The sequence below is a fragment of the Ruminococcus sp. AF31-8BH genome, assembly GCF_003460605.1.
Taxonomy (GTDB): domain Bacteria; phylum Bacillota; class Clostridia; order Lachnospirales; family Lachnospiraceae; genus Blautia_A; species Blautia_A acetigignens.
Genome location: NZ_QTVN01000009.1, coordinates 156,996 through 177,020, shown reverse-complemented (window position 1 = coordinate 177,020; position 20,025 = coordinate 156,996). Strand labels below are relative to the sequence as shown.

Annotated in this window: 16 protein-coding genes and 1 tRNA gene; 4 read left to right on the top strand and 13 right to left on the bottom strand. The window is 44.9% G+C overall.

What is annotated here, in order from left to right:
- Nucleotides 1-109: 109 nt before the first annotated feature.
- The 3 genes from ugpC to DWZ38_RS12810 all read left to right on the top strand — a co-directional run bounded on the left by ugpC (nucleotide 110) and on the right by DWZ38_RS12810 (nucleotide 2,761).
- A complete protein-coding gene (gene ugpC / locus DWZ38_RS12820) occupies nucleotides 110-1,222 on the top strand; it encodes a sn-glycerol-3-phosphate ABC transporter ATP-binding protein UgpC (RefSeq protein WP_117853240.1) in 1,113 nt (370 codons plus the stop codon).
- Nucleotides 1,223-1,335: 113 nt separating this feature from the next.
- The gene (locus DWZ38_RS12815; protein ID WP_117853238.1) at nucleotides 1,336-2,418 is read left to right on the top strand and encodes a helix-turn-helix domain-containing protein; all 1,083 of its coding nucleotides are present in this window, start codon (nucleotides 1,336-1,338) and stop codon (nucleotides 2,416-2,418) included.
- Between the two features lie 76 nt (nucleotides 2,419-2,494).
- Nucleotides 2,495-2,761, top strand: a complete 267-nt coding sequence (locus DWZ38_RS12810) for a hypothetical protein (protein ID WP_021925814.1) — start codon at nucleotides 2,495-2,497, stop codon at nucleotides 2,759-2,761.
- Nucleotides 2,762-2,932: 171 nt separating this feature from the next.
- Here the strand turns inward: DWZ38_RS12810 and glpK are convergent, their stop codons facing one another.
- The 5 genes from glpK to DWZ38_RS12785 all read right to left on the bottom strand — a co-directional run bounded on the left by glpK (nucleotide 2,933) and on the right by DWZ38_RS12785 (nucleotide 10,193).
- Entirely contained in the window at nucleotides 2,933-4,441 is a 1,509-nt protein-coding gene (gene glpK / locus DWZ38_RS12805) for a glycerol kinase GlpK (RefSeq protein ID WP_117853234.1), read from the bottom strand.
- Between the two features lie 152 nt (nucleotides 4,442-4,593).
- Entirely contained in the window at nucleotides 4,594-5,496 is a 903-nt protein-coding gene (locus DWZ38_RS12800) for an undecaprenyl-diphosphate phosphatase (protein WP_117853232.1), read from the bottom strand.
- A gap of 139 nt (nucleotides 5,497-5,635) precedes the next feature.
- A complete protein-coding gene (carB, locus tag DWZ38_RS12795; protein ID WP_117853229.1) occupies nucleotides 5,636-8,851 on the bottom strand; it encodes a carbamoyl-phosphate synthase large subunit in 3,216 nt (1,071 codons plus the stop codon).
- Nucleotides 8,851-9,927 carry a carbamoyl phosphate synthase small subunit gene (locus DWZ38_RS12790; protein WP_117853227.1) on the bottom strand — a complete coding sequence of 359 codons (1,077 nt, stop codon included), beginning with the start codon at nucleotides 9,925-9,927 and terminating at the stop codon, nucleotides 8,851-8,853. The genes carB and DWZ38_RS12790 overlap by 1 nt, the downstream gene beginning before the upstream one ends.
- Nucleotides 9,928-10,109: 182 nt before the next feature.
- Nucleotides 10,110-10,193: transfer RNA gene (locus tag DWZ38_RS12785), tRNA-Leu, on the bottom strand.
- A gap of 223 nt (nucleotides 10,194-10,416) precedes the next feature.
- On the opposite strand from DWZ38_RS12785, the gene DWZ38_RS12780 reads away from it, so the two are divergent.
- Nucleotides 10,417-10,656, top strand: a complete 240-nt coding sequence (locus DWZ38_RS12780; RefSeq protein WP_021926312.1) for a helix-turn-helix transcriptional regulator — start codon at nucleotides 10,417-10,419, stop codon at nucleotides 10,654-10,656.
- 87 nt (nucleotides 10,657-10,743) lie between these two features.
- On the opposite strand, the gene DWZ38_RS12775 is transcribed toward DWZ38_RS12780, so the two are convergent.
- The 8 genes from DWZ38_RS12775 to DWZ38_RS12740 all read right to left on the bottom strand — a co-directional run bounded on the left by DWZ38_RS12775 (nucleotide 10,744) and on the right by DWZ38_RS12740 (nucleotide 20,019).
- Nucleotides 10,744-11,220 (bottom strand): signal peptidase II, encoded by a 477-nt coding sequence (locus DWZ38_RS12775; RefSeq protein ID WP_117853224.1) that lies wholly within the window; start codon nucleotides 11,218-11,220, stop codon nucleotides 10,744-10,746.
- A gap of 2 nt (nucleotides 11,221-11,222) precedes the next feature.
- A complete protein-coding gene (locus tag DWZ38_RS12770; RefSeq protein ID WP_117853222.1) occupies nucleotides 11,223-11,798 on the bottom strand; it encodes a zinc ribbon domain-containing protein in 576 nt (191 codons plus the stop codon).
- 77 nt (nucleotides 11,799-11,875) lie between these two features.
- Entirely contained in the window at nucleotides 11,876-13,309 is a 1,434-nt protein-coding gene (gene clpX / locus DWZ38_RS12765) for an ATP-dependent Clp protease ATP-binding subunit ClpX (RefSeq protein ID WP_117853220.1), read from the bottom strand.
- A 109-nt stretch (nucleotides 13,310-13,418) separates the two neighbouring features.
- The gene (locus tag DWZ38_RS12760; protein WP_117853217.1) at nucleotides 13,419-15,086 is read right to left on the bottom strand and encodes a trypsin-like peptidase domain-containing protein; all 1,668 of its coding nucleotides are present in this window, start codon (nucleotides 15,084-15,086) and stop codon (nucleotides 13,419-13,421) included.
- Nucleotides 15,087-15,206: 120 nt separating this feature from the next.
- A complete protein-coding gene (locus DWZ38_RS12755) occupies nucleotides 15,207-16,136 on the bottom strand; it encodes a glycosyltransferase family 2 protein (protein WP_117853215.1) in 930 nt (309 codons plus the stop codon).
- A 99-nt stretch (nucleotides 16,137-16,235) separates the two neighbouring features.
- Nucleotides 16,236-17,498 (bottom strand): LCP family protein, encoded by a 1,263-nt coding sequence (locus DWZ38_RS12750; RefSeq protein ID WP_117853213.1) that lies wholly within the window; start codon nucleotides 17,496-17,498, stop codon nucleotides 16,236-16,238.
- A 14-nt stretch (nucleotides 17,499-17,512) separates the two neighbouring features.
- Nucleotides 17,513-18,916 carry an undecaprenyl-phosphate glucose phosphotransferase gene (locus tag DWZ38_RS12745; RefSeq protein ID WP_117853359.1) on the bottom strand — a complete coding sequence of 468 codons (1,404 nt, stop codon included), beginning with the start codon at nucleotides 18,914-18,916 and terminating at the stop codon, nucleotides 17,513-17,515.
- Between the two features lie 146 nt (nucleotides 18,917-19,062).
- Nucleotides 19,063-20,019 (bottom strand): glycosyltransferase family 2 protein, encoded by a 957-nt coding sequence (locus DWZ38_RS12740; RefSeq protein WP_117853211.1) that lies wholly within the window; start codon nucleotides 20,017-20,019, stop codon nucleotides 19,063-19,065.
- Between the last annotated feature and the right edge of the window lie 6 nt (nucleotides 20,020-20,025).

Here is a 20,025-nt window from a genome sequence, read left to right as displayed (position 1 = left end):
TGATTCTGCCCTAGCCCTTTTAGGTCATTTTCGCTATACTAACAGCAGATGAAAAAAGCATCGAAACAATTTTGATTATCATAATGTATTGAAATTTGGAGGAAAAATCATGGCAAGCTTATCATTACAGCACATTAACAAAACTTACCCAAATGGTTTCCAGGCAGTTAAAGACTTCAACCTTGAAATCGAAGACAAAGAGTTCATCATCTTCGTAGGACCATCCGGATGTGGTAAATCTACAACACTTCGTATGATCGCAGGTCTTGAGGAGATCAGCGGTGGTACATTAAAGATCGGTGACAAAGTTATGAACGATGTAGAGCCGAAAGACCGTGATATCGCAATGGTATTCCAGAACTACGCTCTGTATCCTCATATGACAGTATATGATAACATGGCATTTGGTCTGAAACTTCGTAAAGTTCCGAAAGACCAGATTGACAAAGCAGTTAGAGAAGCTGCAAGAATCCTTGACCTTGAGAAACTTCTTGATCGTAAACCGAAGGCTCTTTCCGGTGGACAGAGACAGCGTGTTGCTATGGGACGTGCTATCGTTCGTAATCCTAAGGTATTCCTTATGGATGAGCCTCTTTCCAACCTGGATGCTAAACTTCGTGTACAGATGCGTATTGAAATTTCCAAGATCCATCAGAGACTGGGTGCAACTATCATCTATGTAACACATGACCAGACAGAGGCTATGACTCTTGGTACCAGAATCGTTGTTATGAAAGATGGTGTTGTTCAGCAGGTTGATACACCACAGCACCTTTATGAGCAGCCAGGCAACCTGTTCGTAGCAGGATTCATGGGATCTCCGCAGATGAACTTCCTTGATGCTCAGATCGCAGAAAAAGGCGGCGACCTTGTTGCTAAAGTTGGTGAGTATGACGTTGTTATCCCAGCTGCAAAAGCGAAAGTTCTGAAAGATGGCGGCTATGTTGGAAAGACAGTTGTTCTTGGTATCCGTCCAGAGGATATTCATGATTCCCAGATGTTCATCGAGGCTTCTCCAAGCGCTCCAATGACATCTACCGTTAAGGTTTATGAGCTTCTTGGTGCTGAAGTATTCCTGTACTTCGATGTAAACGGAACTCAGGTTACAGCACGAGTTGATCCTCGTACAAACTCCAAGACAGGCGATACAATCAAATTCGCATTCGATATGGAGAAATCTCACTTCTTCGACAAAGAGACAGAGCTTGTTATCTGCAACTAATTTTTAGAAGAATGAAATTGGGCCTCAGGGGTTTTCCCCTGGGGCTTTTTTGTGTTATACTGTGAGTATCTAGGACGGATTTTTATTATTTTTTTCACAAAGGAGACAACCTTATGAAATTACTTCAGATTCTCCAGAAATGTCTGGAAGACTGGAAGAACATCAGTCATCTGGACTTCTGCCTTGTTCATTTAGACAACACGATTTATATCAGCACCTGCGACAGAGCCCTGCCTTCCACCGAGAAACTGGACGAATTTAAGGATGAGGAAGCTTTGTGTATTTCCAATATGAACTGCCGCCTTTACAAGGTTATGGAAAACCACCAGCTTCAGTATATTCTGATCGTGTGGGGAAATGCGGAGGCGGCTTCCACTATCGGGGAACTGGCTGTCTGCCAGATCGAGAGCCTGCTCACCGCTTATACGGAGAAAAGTGATAAAAACGTTTTTATGCAGAATCTTCTTCTTGGCTCCTACTCTGAAGTGGACGCTTTTAACCGTGCCAAGAAGCTTCACATTGCTACAACTGTGAGACGTACCGTTTTCCTTGTAGAGACCAAACAGAGCAAGGATGAGAATGCGCTTGCTACCATCCGCAATATTTTTGCTGCCAAAACCCGTGACTTTATCACAGCTATTGACGACTCCGGAATTATTGTCCTTCGGGAGCTGCAGCCTTCTGAAGATTATTCTGATCTGGACGACATTGCTCATATGCTGGTAGACATGCTGAATACTGAGGCCATGACTTCTGCCTGGGTTTCTTACAGCAATATTGCGGATGACCTGAAGCAGCTTCCGGATGCCTATAAGGAGGCCCGCACTGCGCTGGAAGTGGGCAAGATTTTTTACACGGGCAAGAATGTTTTCGGATACAACCGCCTGGGAATCGGACGACTGATTTACCAGCTGCCGGTAGAGATCTGCGAGATGTTTATCGATGAGTTTTTCAAGGAAGAGACTCTGGATTCCATTGATGATGAGACTCTTACTACCATCCGCACCTTCTTTGAAAACAACCTGAACCTTTCTGAAACCTCCCGCCAGCTTTATGTGCATCGTAACACGCTGGTGTACCGTTTTGAAAAGCTACAGAAGAAATTTGGATTGGATATCCGGACCTTTGAGGATGCGTTGACATTTAAGCTGGCTATGATGGTAGTGAATTATATTAAGTATAAGAAGGCGAATTAAGTCTTATAATCAGGAAGTTACTTTTACATTTAACAGGAGCACCGGAAATTTTTCTTGACTTAAAGTTGGGTTTAACATGTATAATAAAGAAAACTATTTTGGCCATGGAGCACTGCTGCTCTGTGGCCTGTCTTTCAAGAAAGGAGTATTTACTTTGATCAAGACAGTTACTTTGAATAGAAATCAGCAACCCACCAAAGAACAAATTCAACAAATAGAAGCTGCTGCCAAAAAGGATATTGTTTTTGATGAAGATTCTCCTGCCCTTACCCCAGCAATGGAGAAAGCCTTTCGTTTGGCGGCCAAAAATCGAAATACACAAAAGAAAACAGGTGTCTCATAATTTCTAATATTGGACACTTTACAAAATTATTTTGGCGGATTCCATTAAATGGATCCGCCATTTTTGTTTAGGACTGCAGATATGCCTGCAGTATAGCAGCGCAATCTTCTGTTATCTTCTATCTTCTCATCCTCTTCTCGCTTGCACGAAGAGTGAGTGTTTCTAAGATGCTTACATATTCGTCTCATCTTCCTTCGCCCACTCAAAGGTGCATCTCACAGCTTTCTTCCAGCCTTTCAGCTTCTTGCTGCGTTCTTCGGCGGTCATGTGAGGGGCAAATTTCTGGCCGATCTGCCAGTTTTGTTTTACTTCGGATGCGTCTTTCCAGAAGCCGGTGGCAAGGCCGGCAAGATAGGATGCGCCAAGGGCGGTAGTTTCGATGCAGCTTGGGCGGACTACCTGGGTGTCCAAGAGGTCGGCCTGGAACTGCATGAGGAAGTTGTTGGCGCTGGCGCCGCCGTCTACGCGGAGGGCGCTAAGATCAAGGCCGGAATCCTTTTCCATGGCTTCCAGCACGTCATGCACCTGGTAGGCAAGGGACTCTACAGTAGCCCGCACAAGATGGGCTTTTCCTGCGCCCCTGGTAAGGCCCAGAATGGCTCCTCTTGCGTACTGATCCCAATAGGGCGCGCCAAGTCCGGTAAAAGCAGGCACTACATAGACGCCGTTTGTGTCTGACACAGACAGACAGTATTTCTCGGAATCCGGGGAGCTTTCCAGGATTCCAACCTCATCGCGCAGCCACTGGATTGCCGCACCAGCCACAAAAACGCTTCCCTCAAGAGCGTAACCGGGCGTTCCGTCGGCTTTTACAGCAATGGTGGTAAGAAGTCCGTTCTTTGATTCTACGGCTGTATCTCCGGTGTGCATAAGCATGAAACATCCGGTTCCATATGTATTTTTCACATCACCGGATTCGAAACAGCACTGGCCGAAAAGTGCTGCCTGCTGGTCTCCTGCTGCGCCTGCGATGGGAATTCTGCCGCCGATCAGATTCTCGTTGGTATAGCCGTAAATGCAGCTGCTCGGCTTTACCTCCGGCAGCATGCATTCGGGAATATTCAGATACTCCAGAATCTCTTTGTCCCATTTTCTCTGGTGAATATCAAAAAGCATGGTTCTGGAAGCATTGGTGTAATCAGTCACATGCACTTTTCCCTTTGTCAGCTTCCAGATCAGCCAGGTGTCCACAGTTCCAAAAAGCAGTTCTCCATTTTGGGCACGTTCTCTTGCTCCCTCCACATGATCCAGGATCCATTTCAGCTTGGTTCCGGAAAAATAAGCGTCCGGAATCAGTCCGGTCTTCTTTCGCACCAGCTCTGACATACCATCTTTTTCCATCTTCTCAATCATATCGGCTGTTCTGCGGCACTGCCACACAATTGCCGGATAGACAGGCTCTCCTGTCTTTTTGTCCCATACAATGGTTGTCTCACGCTGGTTGGTGATTCCGATGGCATGGATGTCCTCTGCATCCACGCCGATCTTGCTCATGGCCTCAGTAGCCACGGAAATCTGAGAGGACCAGATTTCCTTTGGGTCATGCTCCACCCAGCCAGGCTTCGGATAATACTGTTTGTATTCCTTCTGGGCAACACTGCACATATTGCCCTTCTTATCAAATAAAATACATCTGGAACTGGTAGTTCCCTGGTCCAATGCCATTATATATTTTCCCATAGTACACCTCGTTTTTACTAAATTCTTAATTCCTATTATAACCGATTCCCTTATGTAAGGAAACACCCTAATCTGTCAAAAACTTCATACAAAAAGCGCCAGCCCTCAAAGTTTCCCCTGCAGGCTGACGCCGAAATTTCTTATATATAATTTTATGCAAGTAAGGTCTTGCCGATGAAATAAACCAGAACCAGCACACCAAGTACGATTCGGTACCAGCCGAATGCCTTGAAGTCATGCTTCTTGATATAGCCCATCAGGAACTTGATTGCAAGGATGGAAACCACAAATGCAACCACCATACCGATTACCAGAATCAATACCTCTGTTCCTGTAAATCCAAAGCCGAATTTCAGCAGCTTCAGAAGGCTGGCTCCGAACATAACCGGAATGCCAAGGAAGAAGGTAAACTCAGCTGCAACGGTACGGGAGGTACCAACCAGGATTCCTCCGATAATGGTGGAACCGGATCTGGAAGTTCCCGGAACAACAGAAAGAACCTGGAAGCAGCCAATCAAAAATGCAGTCTTGAAAGTCAGATCTTCCAGACTTGTGCACTGCGGCTCTCTGCCTTTGTTGTAGTTTTCCACAATGATAAACAGAACACCGTAGACAATTAACGCGATGGCTACTACAACATAGTTGTTGAAATGCGCCTCAATAAAATCATTAAACGGAAGCGCAATAATGATAGTCGGCAGACATGCTACCACGATCTTAAACCACAGGATCCATTTGTCCTTATCACAGTAGCGCTCAACAAAATTCAGAATTACCTGCGCCCATTTCGGCTTCTTAGCGATGGCCATCTGAGTTCTTCTGGGAAGCTTCTTTATGTAAAACGGCCACAGCTTATTCCAGTACAAAACAACGACTGCGAGAATTGCTCCCAGCTGGATCACAACCAGAAATACATCCATAAAATCCTGAGAAACATTCAGGTGAATAAACTCATCCACCAGGATCATATGGCCGGTACTGCTGATAGGAAGCCACTCTGTAATTCCTTCCACAATACCAAGGAGAATTACCTTTAAAAGTTCGATAATATCCATTTCTACCCCTTTCTTATCTTGAACAAAATGAGGACGGAGACTTAAATTTCTCCGTCCTCTTTAGTATATTACATCAAATGACTTTCGTAAACTTGTATTTTGCTTTTTTCGCAAAATTTAGCTTTTGTTTAACAGCTGCTTATCTTCTGGCGATAGTCGCGATATCGATCAGGCTCAACTTCTTGGCATCTGTGTTCTCAAGACTGGTTACCAGAGCTTCTGCTGTATCAAGGCTGGTAAGAACATTTACACCAGTCTCGATGGCATTACGTCTGATCACGAATCCATCCTTCTGATGCTCAACGCCCTGGGATGGGATGTCGATAACCACATCAATCTTATGACCAAGGATCAGGTCCATAAGGTTCGGTGCAGGCTGCTCCAGCTTGTTGGTGCGGATTACCTTAACGCCGTGCTCTTTCAAAGTATTTGCGGTTCCTCTTGTAGCGTAGATACGGTATCCAAGTGCCTCGAATCTCTTTGCGATCGGAACTGCATCTTCCTGCTCTTCCGGTCTGACTGTCATGATCATGTTCTTGTACTTCGGCAGACGGATTCCGGCACCAAGGAATGCTTTGTAAAGAGCCTCATTGAAGGTCTCTGCAATACCAAGGCACTCACCTGTGGACTTCATCTCCGGTCCAAGGCTGATATCAGCGCCGCGGATCTTCTCGAAGGAGAATACCGGCATCTTGATGGCAATATGTTTTGCTTCCGGCTGAAGTCCTGGCTCATAGCCCATGTCTTTCAGCTTGTATCCAAGGATTACCTTGGTTGCCAGCGGTACGATCGGGATTCCGGTAACCTTGCTGATGTAAGGTACGGTACGGCTGGAACGCGGGTTAACCTCAATTACGTATACGTCATCTCCAAGAACGATAAACTGGATGTTGATCATACCGATGACATGCAGTGCTCTTGCAAGACGTTTGGTGTACTCTGCAATAGTCTCTTTTGCTTTTTCACTGATGGTTCTTGCCGGATATACGGAAATACTGTCACCGGAATGGATTCCGGCACGCTCAATATGCTCCATAATACCAGGAATCAAAATGTCCTCGCCGTCGCATACGGCATCAACCTCGATTTCTTTTCCCATCAGGTACTTGTCAACAAGGATTGGATGCTCCTGTGCGATCTGGTTGATCACACCGATGTACTCTTCCACATCCTCATCGCTTACTGCAATACGCATTCCCTGACCGCCAAGTACATAGGAAGGACGAACCAGAACCGGATAGCCCAGCTCATTTGCAGCTTTCTTCGCTTCCTCTGCGGTAAATACAGTGTGTCCCTTCGGTCTCGGGATCTGGCACTTCTCAAGAATCTCATCAAACAGCTCACGGTCCTCAGCTGCATCTACGTTCTCAGCAGATGTTCCAAGAATCTTCACGCCCATCTTGGTAAGAGCTTCTGTCAGCTTGATGGCAGTCTGTCCGCCGAACTGAACAACCGCTCCGTCCGGTTTCTCAATATTTACAATATTCTCAACATCCTCCGGTGTAAGGGGCTCAAAATACAGCTTATCTGCAATATCAAAGTCTGTACTTACAGTTTCCGGATTGTTGTTGATAATAATCGTCTCATAGCCTTCCTTCGCAAAAGCCCAGGTACAGTGTACGGAGCAGAAATCGAACTCAATACCCTGTCCGATACGGATCGGTCCGGAACCAAGTACCAGGATCTTTTTCTTATCCGGTGTGGCAATTGCTTCGTTCTCTGTGCCTTCGTCACCATATACAGAATAGTAATACGGAGTTGCAGCAGCAAACTCTGCGGCACAGGTATCAACCATCTTGTATGCAGCCTTGATGCCGTACTCACTGCGAAGTCCCTTGATTTCATCCTCAGTTTTGCCTGTAAGGCGGGCAATGATGTAGTCCGGGAACTCCATGCGTTTTGCTTCCAGAAGAAGTTCTTTGGTAAGCTTTCTGTTCTTCAGTGCATTCTCCATACCTACCAGGATTGCAATCTTGTCAATGAACCAGATATCGATCTGTGTGATATCGTGAAGCATGGACTGCGGCATACCGCGGCGGATTGCTTCTGCAATCTTCCAGATTCTGCGGTCATCTACGATCTCAAGCTCTGCAAGAAGCTCCTCGTCTGTAAGCTGGGTAAAATCATAAGACATCAGGCTGTCCACATGCTGCTCCAGGGAACGGATCGCTTTCATAAGCGCGCCCTCGAAGTTGTGGCAGATACTCATAACCTCACCGGTAGCCTTCATCTGTGTGGTAAGGGTTCTCTTCGCTGTAATAAATTTATCAAACGGAAGTCTCGGAATCTTCACTACACAGTAGTCAAGCATTGGCTCGAAGCTTGCGTATGTTTTGCCTGTGATGGCATTTGGAATCTCATCCAGTGTATATCCAAGGGCAATCTTTGCAGCAACCTTAGCAATGGGATAACCGGTAGCCTTACTTGCAAGTGCAGAAGAACGGCTTACACGTGGGTTAACCTCGATTACACAGTACTCAAAGCTGTCTGGCTTCAGCGCATACTGAACATTACAGCCGCCTGTGATTCCAAGCTCTGTGATAATATTAAGAGCAGATGTACGAAGCATCTGATACTCTTTGTCACCAAGAGTCTGAGATGGTGCAACTACAATAGAGTCTCCTGTGTGAACACCAACCGGGTCAATATTTTCCATATTGCAGACGGTAATACAGTTTCCTGCACCGTCACGCATTACCTCATACTCAATTTCTTTCCAGCCTGCGATACAGCGTTCTACCAGAACCTCTCCGACACGGGAAAGACGAAGTCCATTCTCCAGGATCTCGCGAAGCTCATATTCATTATGGGCAATACCGCCGCCGCTTCCACCAAGGGTATAAGCAGGACGAAGTACAACCGGATAACCGATGGTATTGGTAAATGCAAGTCCATCCTCTACTGTTGTAACAACCTTAGATGCTGCAACCGGCTCACCGATTTTTTCCATGGTATCTTTAAATTCCTGACGGTCCTCAGCCTTCTTAATGGTCTGAGCTGTAGTTCCGATCAGTCTTACATTATGCTCCTTCAGGAAACCCTTTTCATCCAGCTCCATAGCCAGATTCAAGCCTGCCTGTCCGCCAAGAGTAGGAAGTACACTGTCCGGTTTCTCCTTCAGGATCAGCTGCTCTACAACCTCTACAGTAAGAGGTTCAATATAAACACGGTCAGCAATGTCTTTATCTGTCATAATGGTTGCCGGGTTGGAGTTCAGAAGAACAACCTCAAGGCCTTCTTCTTTTAAAGAACGGCAGGCCTGTGTTCCTGCATAATCGAACTCTGCTGCCTGACCGATGATGATCGGACCAGAACCAATAACAAGTACTTTTTTAATGTCTTTATTTCTTGGCATTATTTATTTCCTCCCATCATATCCATAAATCTGTCAAACAGGTAACTGGAATCTTGCGGTCCCGGGCATGCCTCCGGATGGAACTGAACTGTAAAAATATTTTTTCCAACATATGCCATTCCCTCATTTGTGCCGTCATTAACATTTACAAATGCAGGATGCGCAATGTTTTTCTCCTCAAGGTCCTTGGCATCCACTACATAACCATGGTTCTGTGATGAGATATAAACTCTTCCTGTCGCAAGATCCTTCACCGGGTGATTTCCGCCGCGGTGACCGTATTTCATCTTATAAGTATCTCCCCCTGTTGCAAGTGCCATAAGCTGATGTCCAAGACAAATTGCAAAAATCGGAACATTGGAATCGTAGAGCTTCTTTACCTCTTTAATAATAGAAGTACATTCCTTGGGGTCTCCAGGGCCATTGCTGAGCATGATTCCGTCCGGATGATCTGCCAGAATCTCTTCTGCAGGAGTAAGTGCCGGATAAATAGTCACCTCACATCCACGTTTGTTCAGTGAATGAGCAATATTACGTTTTGCACCAAAGTCCATAAGTGCAACCTTCGGACCATCTCCGGGAAGGATTTCCTTCTCGCGGCAGGTTACCTTTTCTACTACTTTACCAGTTGTATATGCTTTTAACTTGGGGAGAATTGTGCTTAAATCATAGTTTTCATCCACTGTGATCATACCATTCATGGTACCTTTCTCACGGAGGATTTTGGTAAGTGCACGGGTGTCAATTCCTGCGATTCCAGGAATGTCATGTTTGGTCAAGAAATGCTGAATCGTGTCAACGCTTCTGAAATTGCTTGGAACACGGGATAACTCACGCACGATAAACGCGTCGATCCACGGCTTTGCGGATTCCTGGTCATCATAGCAGATTCCGTAGTTTCCTATTAACGGATAAGTCATGCAAACCGCCTGTCCTGCGTAAGACGGATCAGTCATTACCTCCAGATATCCTGTCATGGAAGTATTGAATACGATCTCACTGATGACTTCTCTTGCAGCGCCAATGCTGGTTCCTGTAAATACATGGCCATCTTCTAATATCAGAAATGCTTTCATACAATCTCCCTTTCTTATGTCGTATTTTATCCTAAATCTTCAAGATTGTATCATAGCAAAATGCTTTTTTCAATAAAATACAGGCAAAAAAAAATTCTGTTGCGCAAAAAAAAATTGCACAACAGAAAAAAGCTACTGGATCTCAGATATCTCTGGTATTCGTAACAAAAGAAAAAAAATAATGCAGGAGATGGGACTTGAACCCACACGATCTTGCGACCACAGGCACCTGAAGCCTGCGCGTCTGCCAATTCCGCCACTCCTGCATTTCTTATGTTTCAATCGCTTTCTCGCGACTGCTTGATTATAATACAACATATTCACTTGAATGTCAACACTAATTTTCAAAAAAATTTAAAAAATTTTGAATTTATATTGTTAGTCCATTCTGGTCTTTTTTAAGGTGTCAAATGAAACTGCAATTTATAATAAGAAAGATGGCCATATACAGACGGCCAGGTCTATATTTTTACACCAGAGAAATGAAATATGACGTACAAAAGAATCAGAGAGCTTCGGGAGGATCATGATTTGACGCAGACATATATGGCACACTATCTGAATGTAAATCAGCGCACTTACTCGCGATATGAAAGAGGGGAACGGAGCGTTCCTCTTGAACAATTATGCCGGATTGCTGACTTCTACAAGGTAAGTGTGGATTATCTGCTTGGACGTACTGATGTAAAGCGTCCTTACCCTGCATCCCGGCTCTCCAGGAAAACGTGAGACTTAGAGCAGCAGAAACAGCATCAAGGCTCGCGTCCTGCAAAACACAAAGAGACATCTTCTTTCAAAGGAGATGTCTCTTTATGTTTATATGTTTTCTCTTTTTCTTTTTTTGTCAGGAAGCAGGCTGGATACCGCCCACAGCACAGTACCGGCGGCGATGCAAAAATCCGAAAGGTTAAATACCATCCTGCGCATATCCTTGTTCTTTACATTAAAGCTGATATAATCTGTAACATAGCCCTTATTTCTGCGGTCCATGTAATTCGACATACCGCCTCCAAGAACCATGGCAAGTCCCATTCTTCCAAGCCTGCGGCCATGAATAAGCTCATGCCAGTATTCCCCCAGCACACAGCCAAGACCTGCTAAGGAAAGCTCACGACAGCTTTCCTCATCAAGCTTTATTTTTCCAAACACCATGTTCTTGTTGTGACAATTTCGAAGGATCACTCTGCCTCCAAGTACTTCCTCGCGGCTTCCCTGAAGCCTGGTACTGTCTACATGCTCCTTAATTTTGTGATCCAGCAGAAAAATTCCTCCTGCAATACTCAGTGAAAGCATACTCACTTCTCCTCGACATCTTCCATTTTCTTATCGCAGGTCTCAGAAGCTTCTGCTTCTTCTTTGGCAGAAGCATTTTCAGGTTCTGTCTCGCTCTCTTCTACTGTCTCTATGTGTTCATCTGATGCTTCTTCTGGCATCCCTTCCTCCGCTTCTACCGGCTCCTCTGTCTTGGAATCTACAACCTCTCCCTCTGTTGCTTCAGGCTCAGGGTTCGGACATGGAGAACCACAAAGGGGACAAAATGCTGCACTTCTGTCAATAGACTTGCCACATGCAGGACAGATTTTCTGCCCCTTTAAATCAGCTGCCGCATCCTTATATCCTGCAATAATCTGCAAATGCTGCTGGATTTCTTCACAGAATCCCTTCAGTCCATCTTCTACCTCTGTACCATCCTTGTATTTCTCAAAGATTACGTTTCCAATATCAGCCTTCAGCTTCTGCACCATCTGCTCTTCACTGGCAATTTTACTTTTGATCTTCTGTGTCTCATAGATCTGACTTGCTTTTTTACTAAAATCCTTCGTTGTTCTTGTTATCGTGTCACTTAATTCATCAAAAAAATCGCGTGCCATTTTGCCATCTCCTTTATTTATATAAAAAGTGTTGACCACATGTTACCTGTGCAGGCAGCCAAAAAGCAGCTGCGGATTTACTGTACTGAGAGAAGCGGGATTTCCTGACCTCGAAGCAGGATTCTCGGTCCTCCGGTACCTTCAATATATTCTCTTGTAATAATCACCTGTCCAATGCTGTCATCCTTTGGAATCTCATACATGATATCCAGCATATACTCTTCCAGGATAGCGCGCAGTCCTCTGGCACCTGTATGCTTCTCCAGAGCTTTAGCTGCAATAGCATGAAGGGCTTCTTCTTCATAATCCAGCTTTACCTCATCTAATGCAAGAAGCTTCTGGTACTGCTTCAGAATCGCATTCTTAGGCTCCTTAAGAATCTGTACCAGCATATCCTCATTCAGTCCGTTCAGCGTATAGATAATCGGAAGACGTCCGATAAACTCAGGAATCATGCCAAACGCACGAATATCATCTACAGTTACCTTCTCCAGAATATGAGGATCGTTGTCATATTTATCCTTAAGATCTGCATAAAAACCGATGGATGCCTGCTTATTCAGTCTCTCCTTAATGATATTCTCCAGATCCGGGAAAGCGCCCCCGCAAATAAACAGAATATTCTTCGTGTTCACAGTAACCATCGGAACCATCGCATTCTTGCTGTTGGCACCTACCGGAACCTCCACCTCGCTTCCCTCAAGAAGCTTCAAAAGTCCCTGCTGTACAGCCTCACCGCTTACATCTCGCTGATTGGTATTTTTCTTCTTGGCAAGCTTATCAATCTCATCAATAAAGATAATGCCGTGTTCCGCTTTCTCTACATCATTGTCTGCAGCTGCAAGAAGCTTGGAAACCACACTCTCAATATCGTCACCGATATAGCCAGCCTCTGTAAGCGAAGTGGCATCTGCAATAGCAAGCGGCACATCCAGAAGTCTGGCGAGAGTTTTCACCAGATAGGTTTTACCGCTGCCTGTAGGTCCGATCATAAGCATATTGGACTTCTCAATCTCAATTTCATCCATAGTATCTGTAGCAACACGTTTATAATGGTTATAAACAGCAACAGACATTACCTTCTTGGCACGCTCCTGTCCGATTACATATTCATCAAGGCTTGCCTTGATCTTGTGAGGTGCCGGAATCTTCTTAAGGTCAATGGCTGGCTTGGCAGCCTCCTTTTTCTTCTTTATTTTCTTCGGATGGGGAATGGCATCCTGAAGGCTTCCCAGATTGATCATGCTTACATTCGGCATGTTCAGAAGATCATTCAGGTTCAGTCCATTATTCATCTGCTGGGTCATAGTGTCAAAGCTCTTCTGCATACAATCGTTGCAGATATGTATATTATTAGGCAGTTCGATCATCTTGCCAGCCTGGCTCTCCGGTCGATGACAGAGAAAGCAGAATTTCTCATATTCGCTGTCATTCTGCTGATTGCTGTCGTTGTTCTCTGTTATATCTCCATCGATGATCTCGTCTCTTTCATCGTCAAAATGATCTGTCATAATTTTTCCTTTCCTGTTTCTTATTCTGTCCTTTTATTGTAGCATATTTTTGTCAGATTTAGAAATTAACTTTTTATAAACAAAGGGGAGCATTTCGCTCCCCTGAAATTTACTGATTACTATCCGGTCTGGCACCTAGCGTGACTGTAATCGTGGATTCCACATATTCTCCGTCGCTCAGGCGTGCCACGCCCACCTCTATTTCTTCTCCTGCTGTATAGTACTGGAGCTTGTCGTTGATATCCGCTTTGCTGGAAACCTTCTGTCCGTCCAGCTTGGTAATAATATCACTCTTCTGGATTCCCGCATTGTCTGCTGCGCCGCCGGAAACAACGTCCATGACAAAAGCACCTGCCGGCATATTATACATCTGGATTGCCTCTCTGGAAAGATCAGCAAACTTCACGCCCAGGTATCCTGCCTGTGATTCATCCGAAACCTTATCTCTTGTTTTGCGGTTCATCAACTCTTCCAGAATCGGCTGTGCCTTGGAAATCGGGATTGCATATCCGGTACCTTCCACACTGCTGGATGCAATTTTGGCACAATTGATACCGATCAGCTCACCCTGCATATTCAAAAGTGCGCCGCCGCTGTTTCCAGGATTGATGGCTGCATCTGTCTGGATCAGGTCTTCATAAGTATTGGAATCAGACTGAACAGTTCGCTCCAAAGCACTTACCCATCCGGAGGTTACAGTCTGACCATATCCAAGGGCATTTCCAATAGCTACTACCTGCTCACCAACAATCAGGTCATCTGAATTGCCAAGCTGCGCAATCTTAATCTGATTCATGGTCTCTTCCGGGATATCACTTTTCTCCACTGCAATGACTGCCAGGTCTGTATCCTCATCTGTACCTTTGATCTTTGCGGAAACCGCTCCATCAATATTCAAATCTCCATTGCTGGTCACATAATTCTCAGTTTCCTGCTCTGCATTCACCACATCATCGCCAATGAAGCATACGCTTAAAGTAGTTGCTCCCTCTACCACATGATTGTTAGTAGCAATCAGAAGCTCACTGTCATTCTCTCCTACAATAATACCGGAACCGCTTCCTGTGCTTGGATACTCCATTCCATAACCGAAAAAGCTGCGGATCTCCTGCATGCTGACGGAGGTGATTGCCACAACAGAGGGCATGGCAGCCTGTGCAACTCCAGCCACAGGTCCTTTCTCATTTGCAACTGCGTCTGCGCTTACAGTATCGCTGCTGCTCTGGCTGGTCTCATCGGAAACAGAGGAGGTAAGCGTCTCTGCAGTGCCTACAGATGTGGTGGTATCTTTCTTAAAATACTGATCAGATACCGCATTCACCGCCTGAAAAACAAGGCCTGCCACCAGGCCAAAGATTACAGCCAGGGTAATGGTGTTTCCTGCTTTTTTTCCAAAGGAAGAAGATTCTCTCTTTTCATGATGCTTCCGATGTTTGGTCTTCTCTTCTTCCGGCTTCTTTTCCTGTTCGTCTACCTGGTAATGTGCATATTTAGGTTCTGCACCTTGTTCACCGGAAGTGCTTCCGGCACTGCTGCCAGATTCATTTCCCCCATAATTATGGGAGGCATAATAATTGCCATTATCTGAGTCTGCAGCATTGCCGCCAGATTCTCTGCTTCGCGTGTATTTATAATGATACGTTACATTCTCATTCAGATCTTCTTCGGGGGCTGTCTGCTGATCAGATGCAGCCTGCGCGGACACATCTGAATCTGACTGCCGGGGCGTATCATCCGTCTTCTTCGGATCCTGTCCCCAATTCCATTCATCACTCATGTTTTGCTCCCTTCTATGTTAAATCCTAACAATTTCTTTTATTTTATAGTACAAGTTTAGCAATCAATTGTGTTGAAAATGTGATAGATTCTTTAAGAAAAGGTGACAGCGTCAAAAGCCCTATTTTTCTTCCTGTTTTTTCCAGTATTCACGGTTCATGGTACAGAAAAGGATCATTTTCTCCGGCAGCTTCCGGTATCTTTTTCCAAGGAAATATCCTGCATATTTAAATCCGCTCTGCGCGATCAGCCCGGGAATCAGCCAGATATGTCCTGTTTTTACCAGATAGGCAAGACTTTTCTTTACAAGACGAATTCCCTCCCCTTCTGAGGGAACACCTGCGAAAATCTCCGGATGCTCGGCCTGGGAAACACCCAGGTCAAAATTACGGTGAAACTGCTGGCGACAGGAATAATTGTGGGAATGGATCACACAGGCATCTGCTGCGTAGGCAATCCCGTATCCTTTTTTTGCCATGGTTCCGGCATAGATCATGTCCTCATTAAAAATCGCATGCTCGATAAAGCCGCCCATTTCCTGGTAAATCTTTTTCTTATATGCGGCGCACACATTGGAACAGAAATAGGTCTTAATTCCGTATGCGGCAGTATCCTTCTCCCATTTCACGGAAGATTTGTCCGGATAATTAAAGGTACGGGTATATTTTTCCAGATAGGCACAGTCTTCTCTGGCCAGCTGTCTTGCAAAGGAAGCACCTACCTTTGGATTCTCCTGCAGCGGGCGGATCAGATTCTGGATCAGATCCTGATCTGCCGGAACGGCATCCTGAGTCATAAATACCATAATATCTGCATCGGAAAGCTTCGCTGCGGCCCGCCTGGTTCCGCCATGGTCAAAGTCTTCTTTTTTCAGATGGGTCACTTTCACTTTTGGAAAAGCATCCTCCCATTTGGGATTCCAGAATTTTTCTTCTGTATTCATGACAATGATATTTTCTATGGGATAACTCTGGCTGCAAAGTGCATCCAAAAGACCGGCAAATTCTTCCCCCGGACGATATGCAGGAATGATCACATCTACTTTTTCCATTGCCGCTTTCCTCCTTGCGTTTAAAAAAGGGACCATTCCTTCTCGGATGGTCCCCGAATTTTTTCTTTATAATGATGTCACTTCAAGATATCTTTTCTTTTAATATTCGCTTCCGTCTTCAAAGCCATCATCACTATAATCATTATCACTGTAATCGCTGCTATAGTCATCACTGTAATCATCGCTATAGTCGCTGCTGTAATCATTATAATCGTAATTTCCGCTTCCATCTCCCTGCCATACAACATCAGACGAAGTGTCATCACTGGTTACAGCTGGAGCTTCATCCACTAATGTGTCCGCTCCTCCTACAAGCTCAATGATCTTGTCATTGGCTTCAATAATATTCTGGGACGGCTCATAGCTCTCATCTGCGCCGTACAGGAATGCATGCAGTTCCTTAACGTTTTCCTCCAGGGTATCTGCAACTACCATGCTGGCATTCTTAACATCCGCAAACTTGTATTTCGATGGGAAACCTGTAGTATCTGCAATATTGTATCCGATCAGGCTCGGAACCATGTTCAGCAGCTCGGTCTTGGAAACAGATGTAGTAATCAGCGGGAATACCTGATCCATAATATTGAAAATAGTGGTAATTCCAGCCTTCTTCGCCTTATCCACCATAAGGCCGATCACTCGTCTCTGGCGCTCGGTACGTCCCATATCCATACTGGATGTGTAACGGATTCGGCAGTAGGAGACAACCTGTACTCCATTCAGATGATACTCTCCAAGAGCAGCCTCCTCATCAACAGGCTTTGGATCCGGCAGTTCCACCGGAGTGTAGCTCTTTCCAGTCTCTTCCGAGGTTTCAATACAGTAGTCATTCATGAAAACCATTTCTGCATAAGAAAGAGGAAGATCAAGTCCGCCTAAAGCATCTACCGCTTCTGCCATTGCACTGAAGTTTACCGTTACATAATCTGTAATATTCAGATCCAGCATGGTATTCAGCATGGAAATCGCCTGCTCCGGGCCGCCGTATGCATATGCTGCATTCGCCTTGGTATAAGTGTCATTTCCAATATTCAGAAGGGTGTCACGATATATGGAAGCCAGCTTCACTTCTTTGGTATCATTATTGATGCTTGCAACAATAATGGTATCACTGTTCTGCGCATCCAGCGCTGCATTCTTGGAACGCTTGTCAATTGCAAAAAGCGCATATGTGGTATAACCGGTCATCTGCGGTGCCGTCACATTCGTAACAATTTTACTCTCGTCCAGCTGCGGTGTCTCAATCTTATTCAGTCTGCTGTCGATCTGTCCGTATACATACAGACCGCCGATAAACAGAAGCAGACAAAGAATCTCAACAATAAACAGGGCTGTCTTCCTTTTTTTACCAGGTCTTGCCATTTCTCTTTCCTTTCTCAGTAAGCATTCTTATTAATAAATCCCTTAAAAATTGTCATAAACAATATTTTTATATCCAGACCAACGGTCCAGTTCTCAATGTAATACAAATCATACTCGATTCTTTTGCGGATGGAGGTATCTCCTCTGTAGCCATTTACCTGCGCCCATCCGGTCAGTCCCGGTCTTACCTGGTGCTTCACCATGTATCTTGGAATCTCCTCACGGAATTTCTCCACAAAAAATGGTCTCTCCGGTCTTGGTCCCACCAGGCTCATGTCTCCCTTCAGAATGTTAAACAGCTGGGGAAGCTCATCAATACTGGTCCGGCGCATAAATCTTCCAATTCCTGTAACTCTGGGATCGTTTTTCACAGTCCAGGCTTTCTTCTCCTCCGCCTCCGGCTGAATCTCCATGGAACGGAATTTGTACATCCAGAAAGTCTGGTTATGAAGTCCCACTCGCTCCTGGCGATAGATCAGCGGTCCCGGGGATGTGATCTTAATTAAAATACACATCACCAGCATAACCGGAGATGCCACAATGATCCCGATAATGGATCCGATAATATCCATCACTCTCTTGATCATGGAATTGAAGGTATTGCTCAGGGGCACATACCGGATATTGATGACCGGAAGTCCCAGGATATCTTCTGTATATGGTTTGGTAGGAATAATCTTATTATAGTCCGGAATAAACTTTGTATGCACTCCTGATTTCTCGCAAAGTGCAACAATCTCCTCCAGCCGGTAATATTCACTTAAGCCAAGCGTAATCGCAATCTCATCCAGCCTGCTCTCAGGCAGGATCACATTCAGATTGGCAATTCGTCCAATTACCTTAATGCCCTTGTACATAGTACCCGCAGGAATATTGTCATCCAGAATTCCTCTCACAACATAACCCCACTGCGGATTCTCCCTGATGCGGTCAATATATTCCTCTGCTGCCCGGCTGTATCCTACAAGTACCACCTGCTTCTGGTTCAGTCCGCGCTTTCGCATATTCCGCAGGCTGTAGAAAATGAGCATTCTCACTCCCCAGCTGGCCAGAATACAGATTCCATAGAACATATACAGCACAGAACGGGAAATATTCCCCTCTTCAATGGTGTACAGTATAAATATGGTAATCAGAATACCAAGGGAATTGGCCTTGATAATATTTGACAGCACAAGGCGTCTTCCCTGCATCCGCATAGGCTCATACAGGGAAAACGCATGATATAGCAAAATATATGCAGGCAGAATGAAGATCAGAGCAGACATATACTGCTCAAAGCTTCTTGCACGCACTGCAGTTGCCGCAAACGGGCCGATAAATCGAAGTACCCAGGCAAAGAAATAAGATAGCGTAATTACACAGGCATCTACTACAACATGGAGACGACTGAAATTCTTCTGATTGTCTCTGATCAAGCTTGCCACCTCTGCCTTCTGTCCGCCGCCCATGCACTTCCTTCAAAAGTGCTCCAGGACTGTGACTTTCCTTATCTTATAATAGATAAAACAGAATTGCAACAAATTCTTCAAACTTCATTTATAAAAATTTGATAAACATTCTTTTATGCAAAGAATCTGTAAAAGAGATTCCCCCATAATTCCAGCTGGATCTTTATATACTGTTCCAGATTTTTCAATTTGAATTTGACCTTTTTGTCTCTGTGACTGATCTGAAAACCGTTCTTGATCCCGGCAATGTATTCCCTTCCCATTCCTTTTTGGGTAAAGAACAGAATCTTCATTCCAAATCCCAGGATCAGAAACGGAAGATTCAGAAGGATCTGCAGAAACGGCATATTTTTGTAGATCAGATAAATATTATTTCTGGAAGAATACCTGGTCTTGAAATGATTGTATCTGGAGCCGCTTGTTCCGCTTCCTATATGATACACGATTGCTTTTGGGGCATACCAGTTCTCATAGCCATTGATTCTCGCCCTGTAGCCCACATCGATATCCTCCAGATATGCAAAGTGCTCCTCATCAAAATAACCAATCTTCTCGAATATTTTCTTCCTATATATAGCAGCCCCTGCACAGGAGGTGAAAATTTTGTCCTCACTCTCGCAACTGTGAACATCCTTGCCTTTTCCCCTGGCAAAAGCCCAGCCAAGGGCGCTGTAATAATTTCCGGCATCATCCAGCTTGTCCCTGTCATGATAGCAGATCATGCGGGCACTGCAGGAAAAAGCTCTTCTGTGCCGCTTGATGGCAGCCAGCATTTCTCCCACAAAATAGCGGTCCACTTCTGTATCATTATTTAAAAGAAGCACATAAGGAGCCCTGGCTGCGTAAATTCCCTCATTCACAGCTCTGGAAAACCCAAAATTATCAGGCAGTTCAATAATGTGTACCCAGGGATAATTCCCCATTGTAAAGGCCACGCTGCCATCAGATGATCCATTGTCTACCAGAATCGTCTCGAAATTCTGAAATTCCTGCTGCTCCAGGCTGGAGAGCACTCCCTCCAGATATGCCATGCCATTGTAATTTGGTATAATGACTGATACTTCCTGCATAATTTC

Excerpts from the sequence above, each read along its gene's own strand:
- DWZ38_RS12810 (WP_021925814.1), top strand. The coding sequence starts at position 2,495 with ATGTATAATAAAGAAAACTATTTTGGCCATGGAGCACTGCTGCTCTGT.
- DWZ38_RS12800 (WP_117853232.1), bottom strand. The coding sequence starts at position 5,496 with ATGGATATTATCGAACTTTTAAAGGTAATTCTCCTTGGTATTGTGGAA.
- DWZ38_RS12815 (WP_117853238.1), top strand. The coding sequence starts at position 1,336 with ATGAAATTACTTCAGATTCTCCAGAAATGTCTGGAAGACTGGAAGAAC.
- DWZ38_RS12780 (WP_021926312.1), top strand. The coding sequence starts at position 10,417 with ATGACGTACAAAAGAATCAGAGAGCTTCGGGAGGATCATGATTTGACG.
- ugpC (WP_117853240.1), top strand. The coding sequence starts at position 110 with ATGGCAAGCTTATCATTACAGCACATTAACAAAACTTACCCAAATGGT.
- glpK (WP_117853234.1), bottom strand. The coding sequence starts at position 4,441 with ATGGGAAAATATATAATGGCATTGGACCAGGGAACTACCAGTTCCAGA.
- DWZ38_RS12770 (WP_117853222.1), bottom strand. The coding sequence starts at position 11,798 with ATGGCACGCGATTTTTTTGATGAATTAAGTGACACGATAACAAGAACA.
- DWZ38_RS12790 (WP_117853227.1), bottom strand. The coding sequence starts at position 9,927 with ATGAAAGCATTTCTGATATTAGAAGATGGCCATGTATTTACAGGAACC.
- carB (WP_117853229.1), bottom strand. The coding sequence starts at position 8,851 with ATGCCAAGAAATAAAGACATTAAAAAAGTACTTGTTATTGGTTCTGGT.
- DWZ38_RS12775 (WP_117853224.1), bottom strand. The coding sequence starts at position 11,220 with ATGCTTTCACTGAGTATTGCAGGAGGAATTTTTCTGCTGGATCACAAA.
- DWZ38_RS12740 (WP_117853211.1), bottom strand. The coding sequence starts at position 20,019 with ATGCAGGAAGTATCAGTCATTATACCAAATTACAATGGCATGGCATAT.
- DWZ38_RS12755 (WP_117853215.1), bottom strand. The coding sequence starts at position 16,136 with ATGGAAAAAGTAGATGTGATCATTCCTGCATATCGTCCGGGGGAAGAA.
- DWZ38_RS12760 (WP_117853217.1), bottom strand. The coding sequence starts at position 15,086 with ATGAGTGATGAATGGAATTGGGGACAGGATCCGAAGAAGACGGATGAT.
- DWZ38_RS12750 (WP_117853213.1), bottom strand. The coding sequence starts at position 17,498 with ATGGCAAGACCTGGTAAAAAAAGGAAGACAGCCCTGTTTATTGTTGAG.
- clpX (WP_117853220.1), bottom strand. The coding sequence starts at position 13,309 with ATGACAGATCATTTTGACGATGAAAGAGACGAGATCATCGATGGAGAT.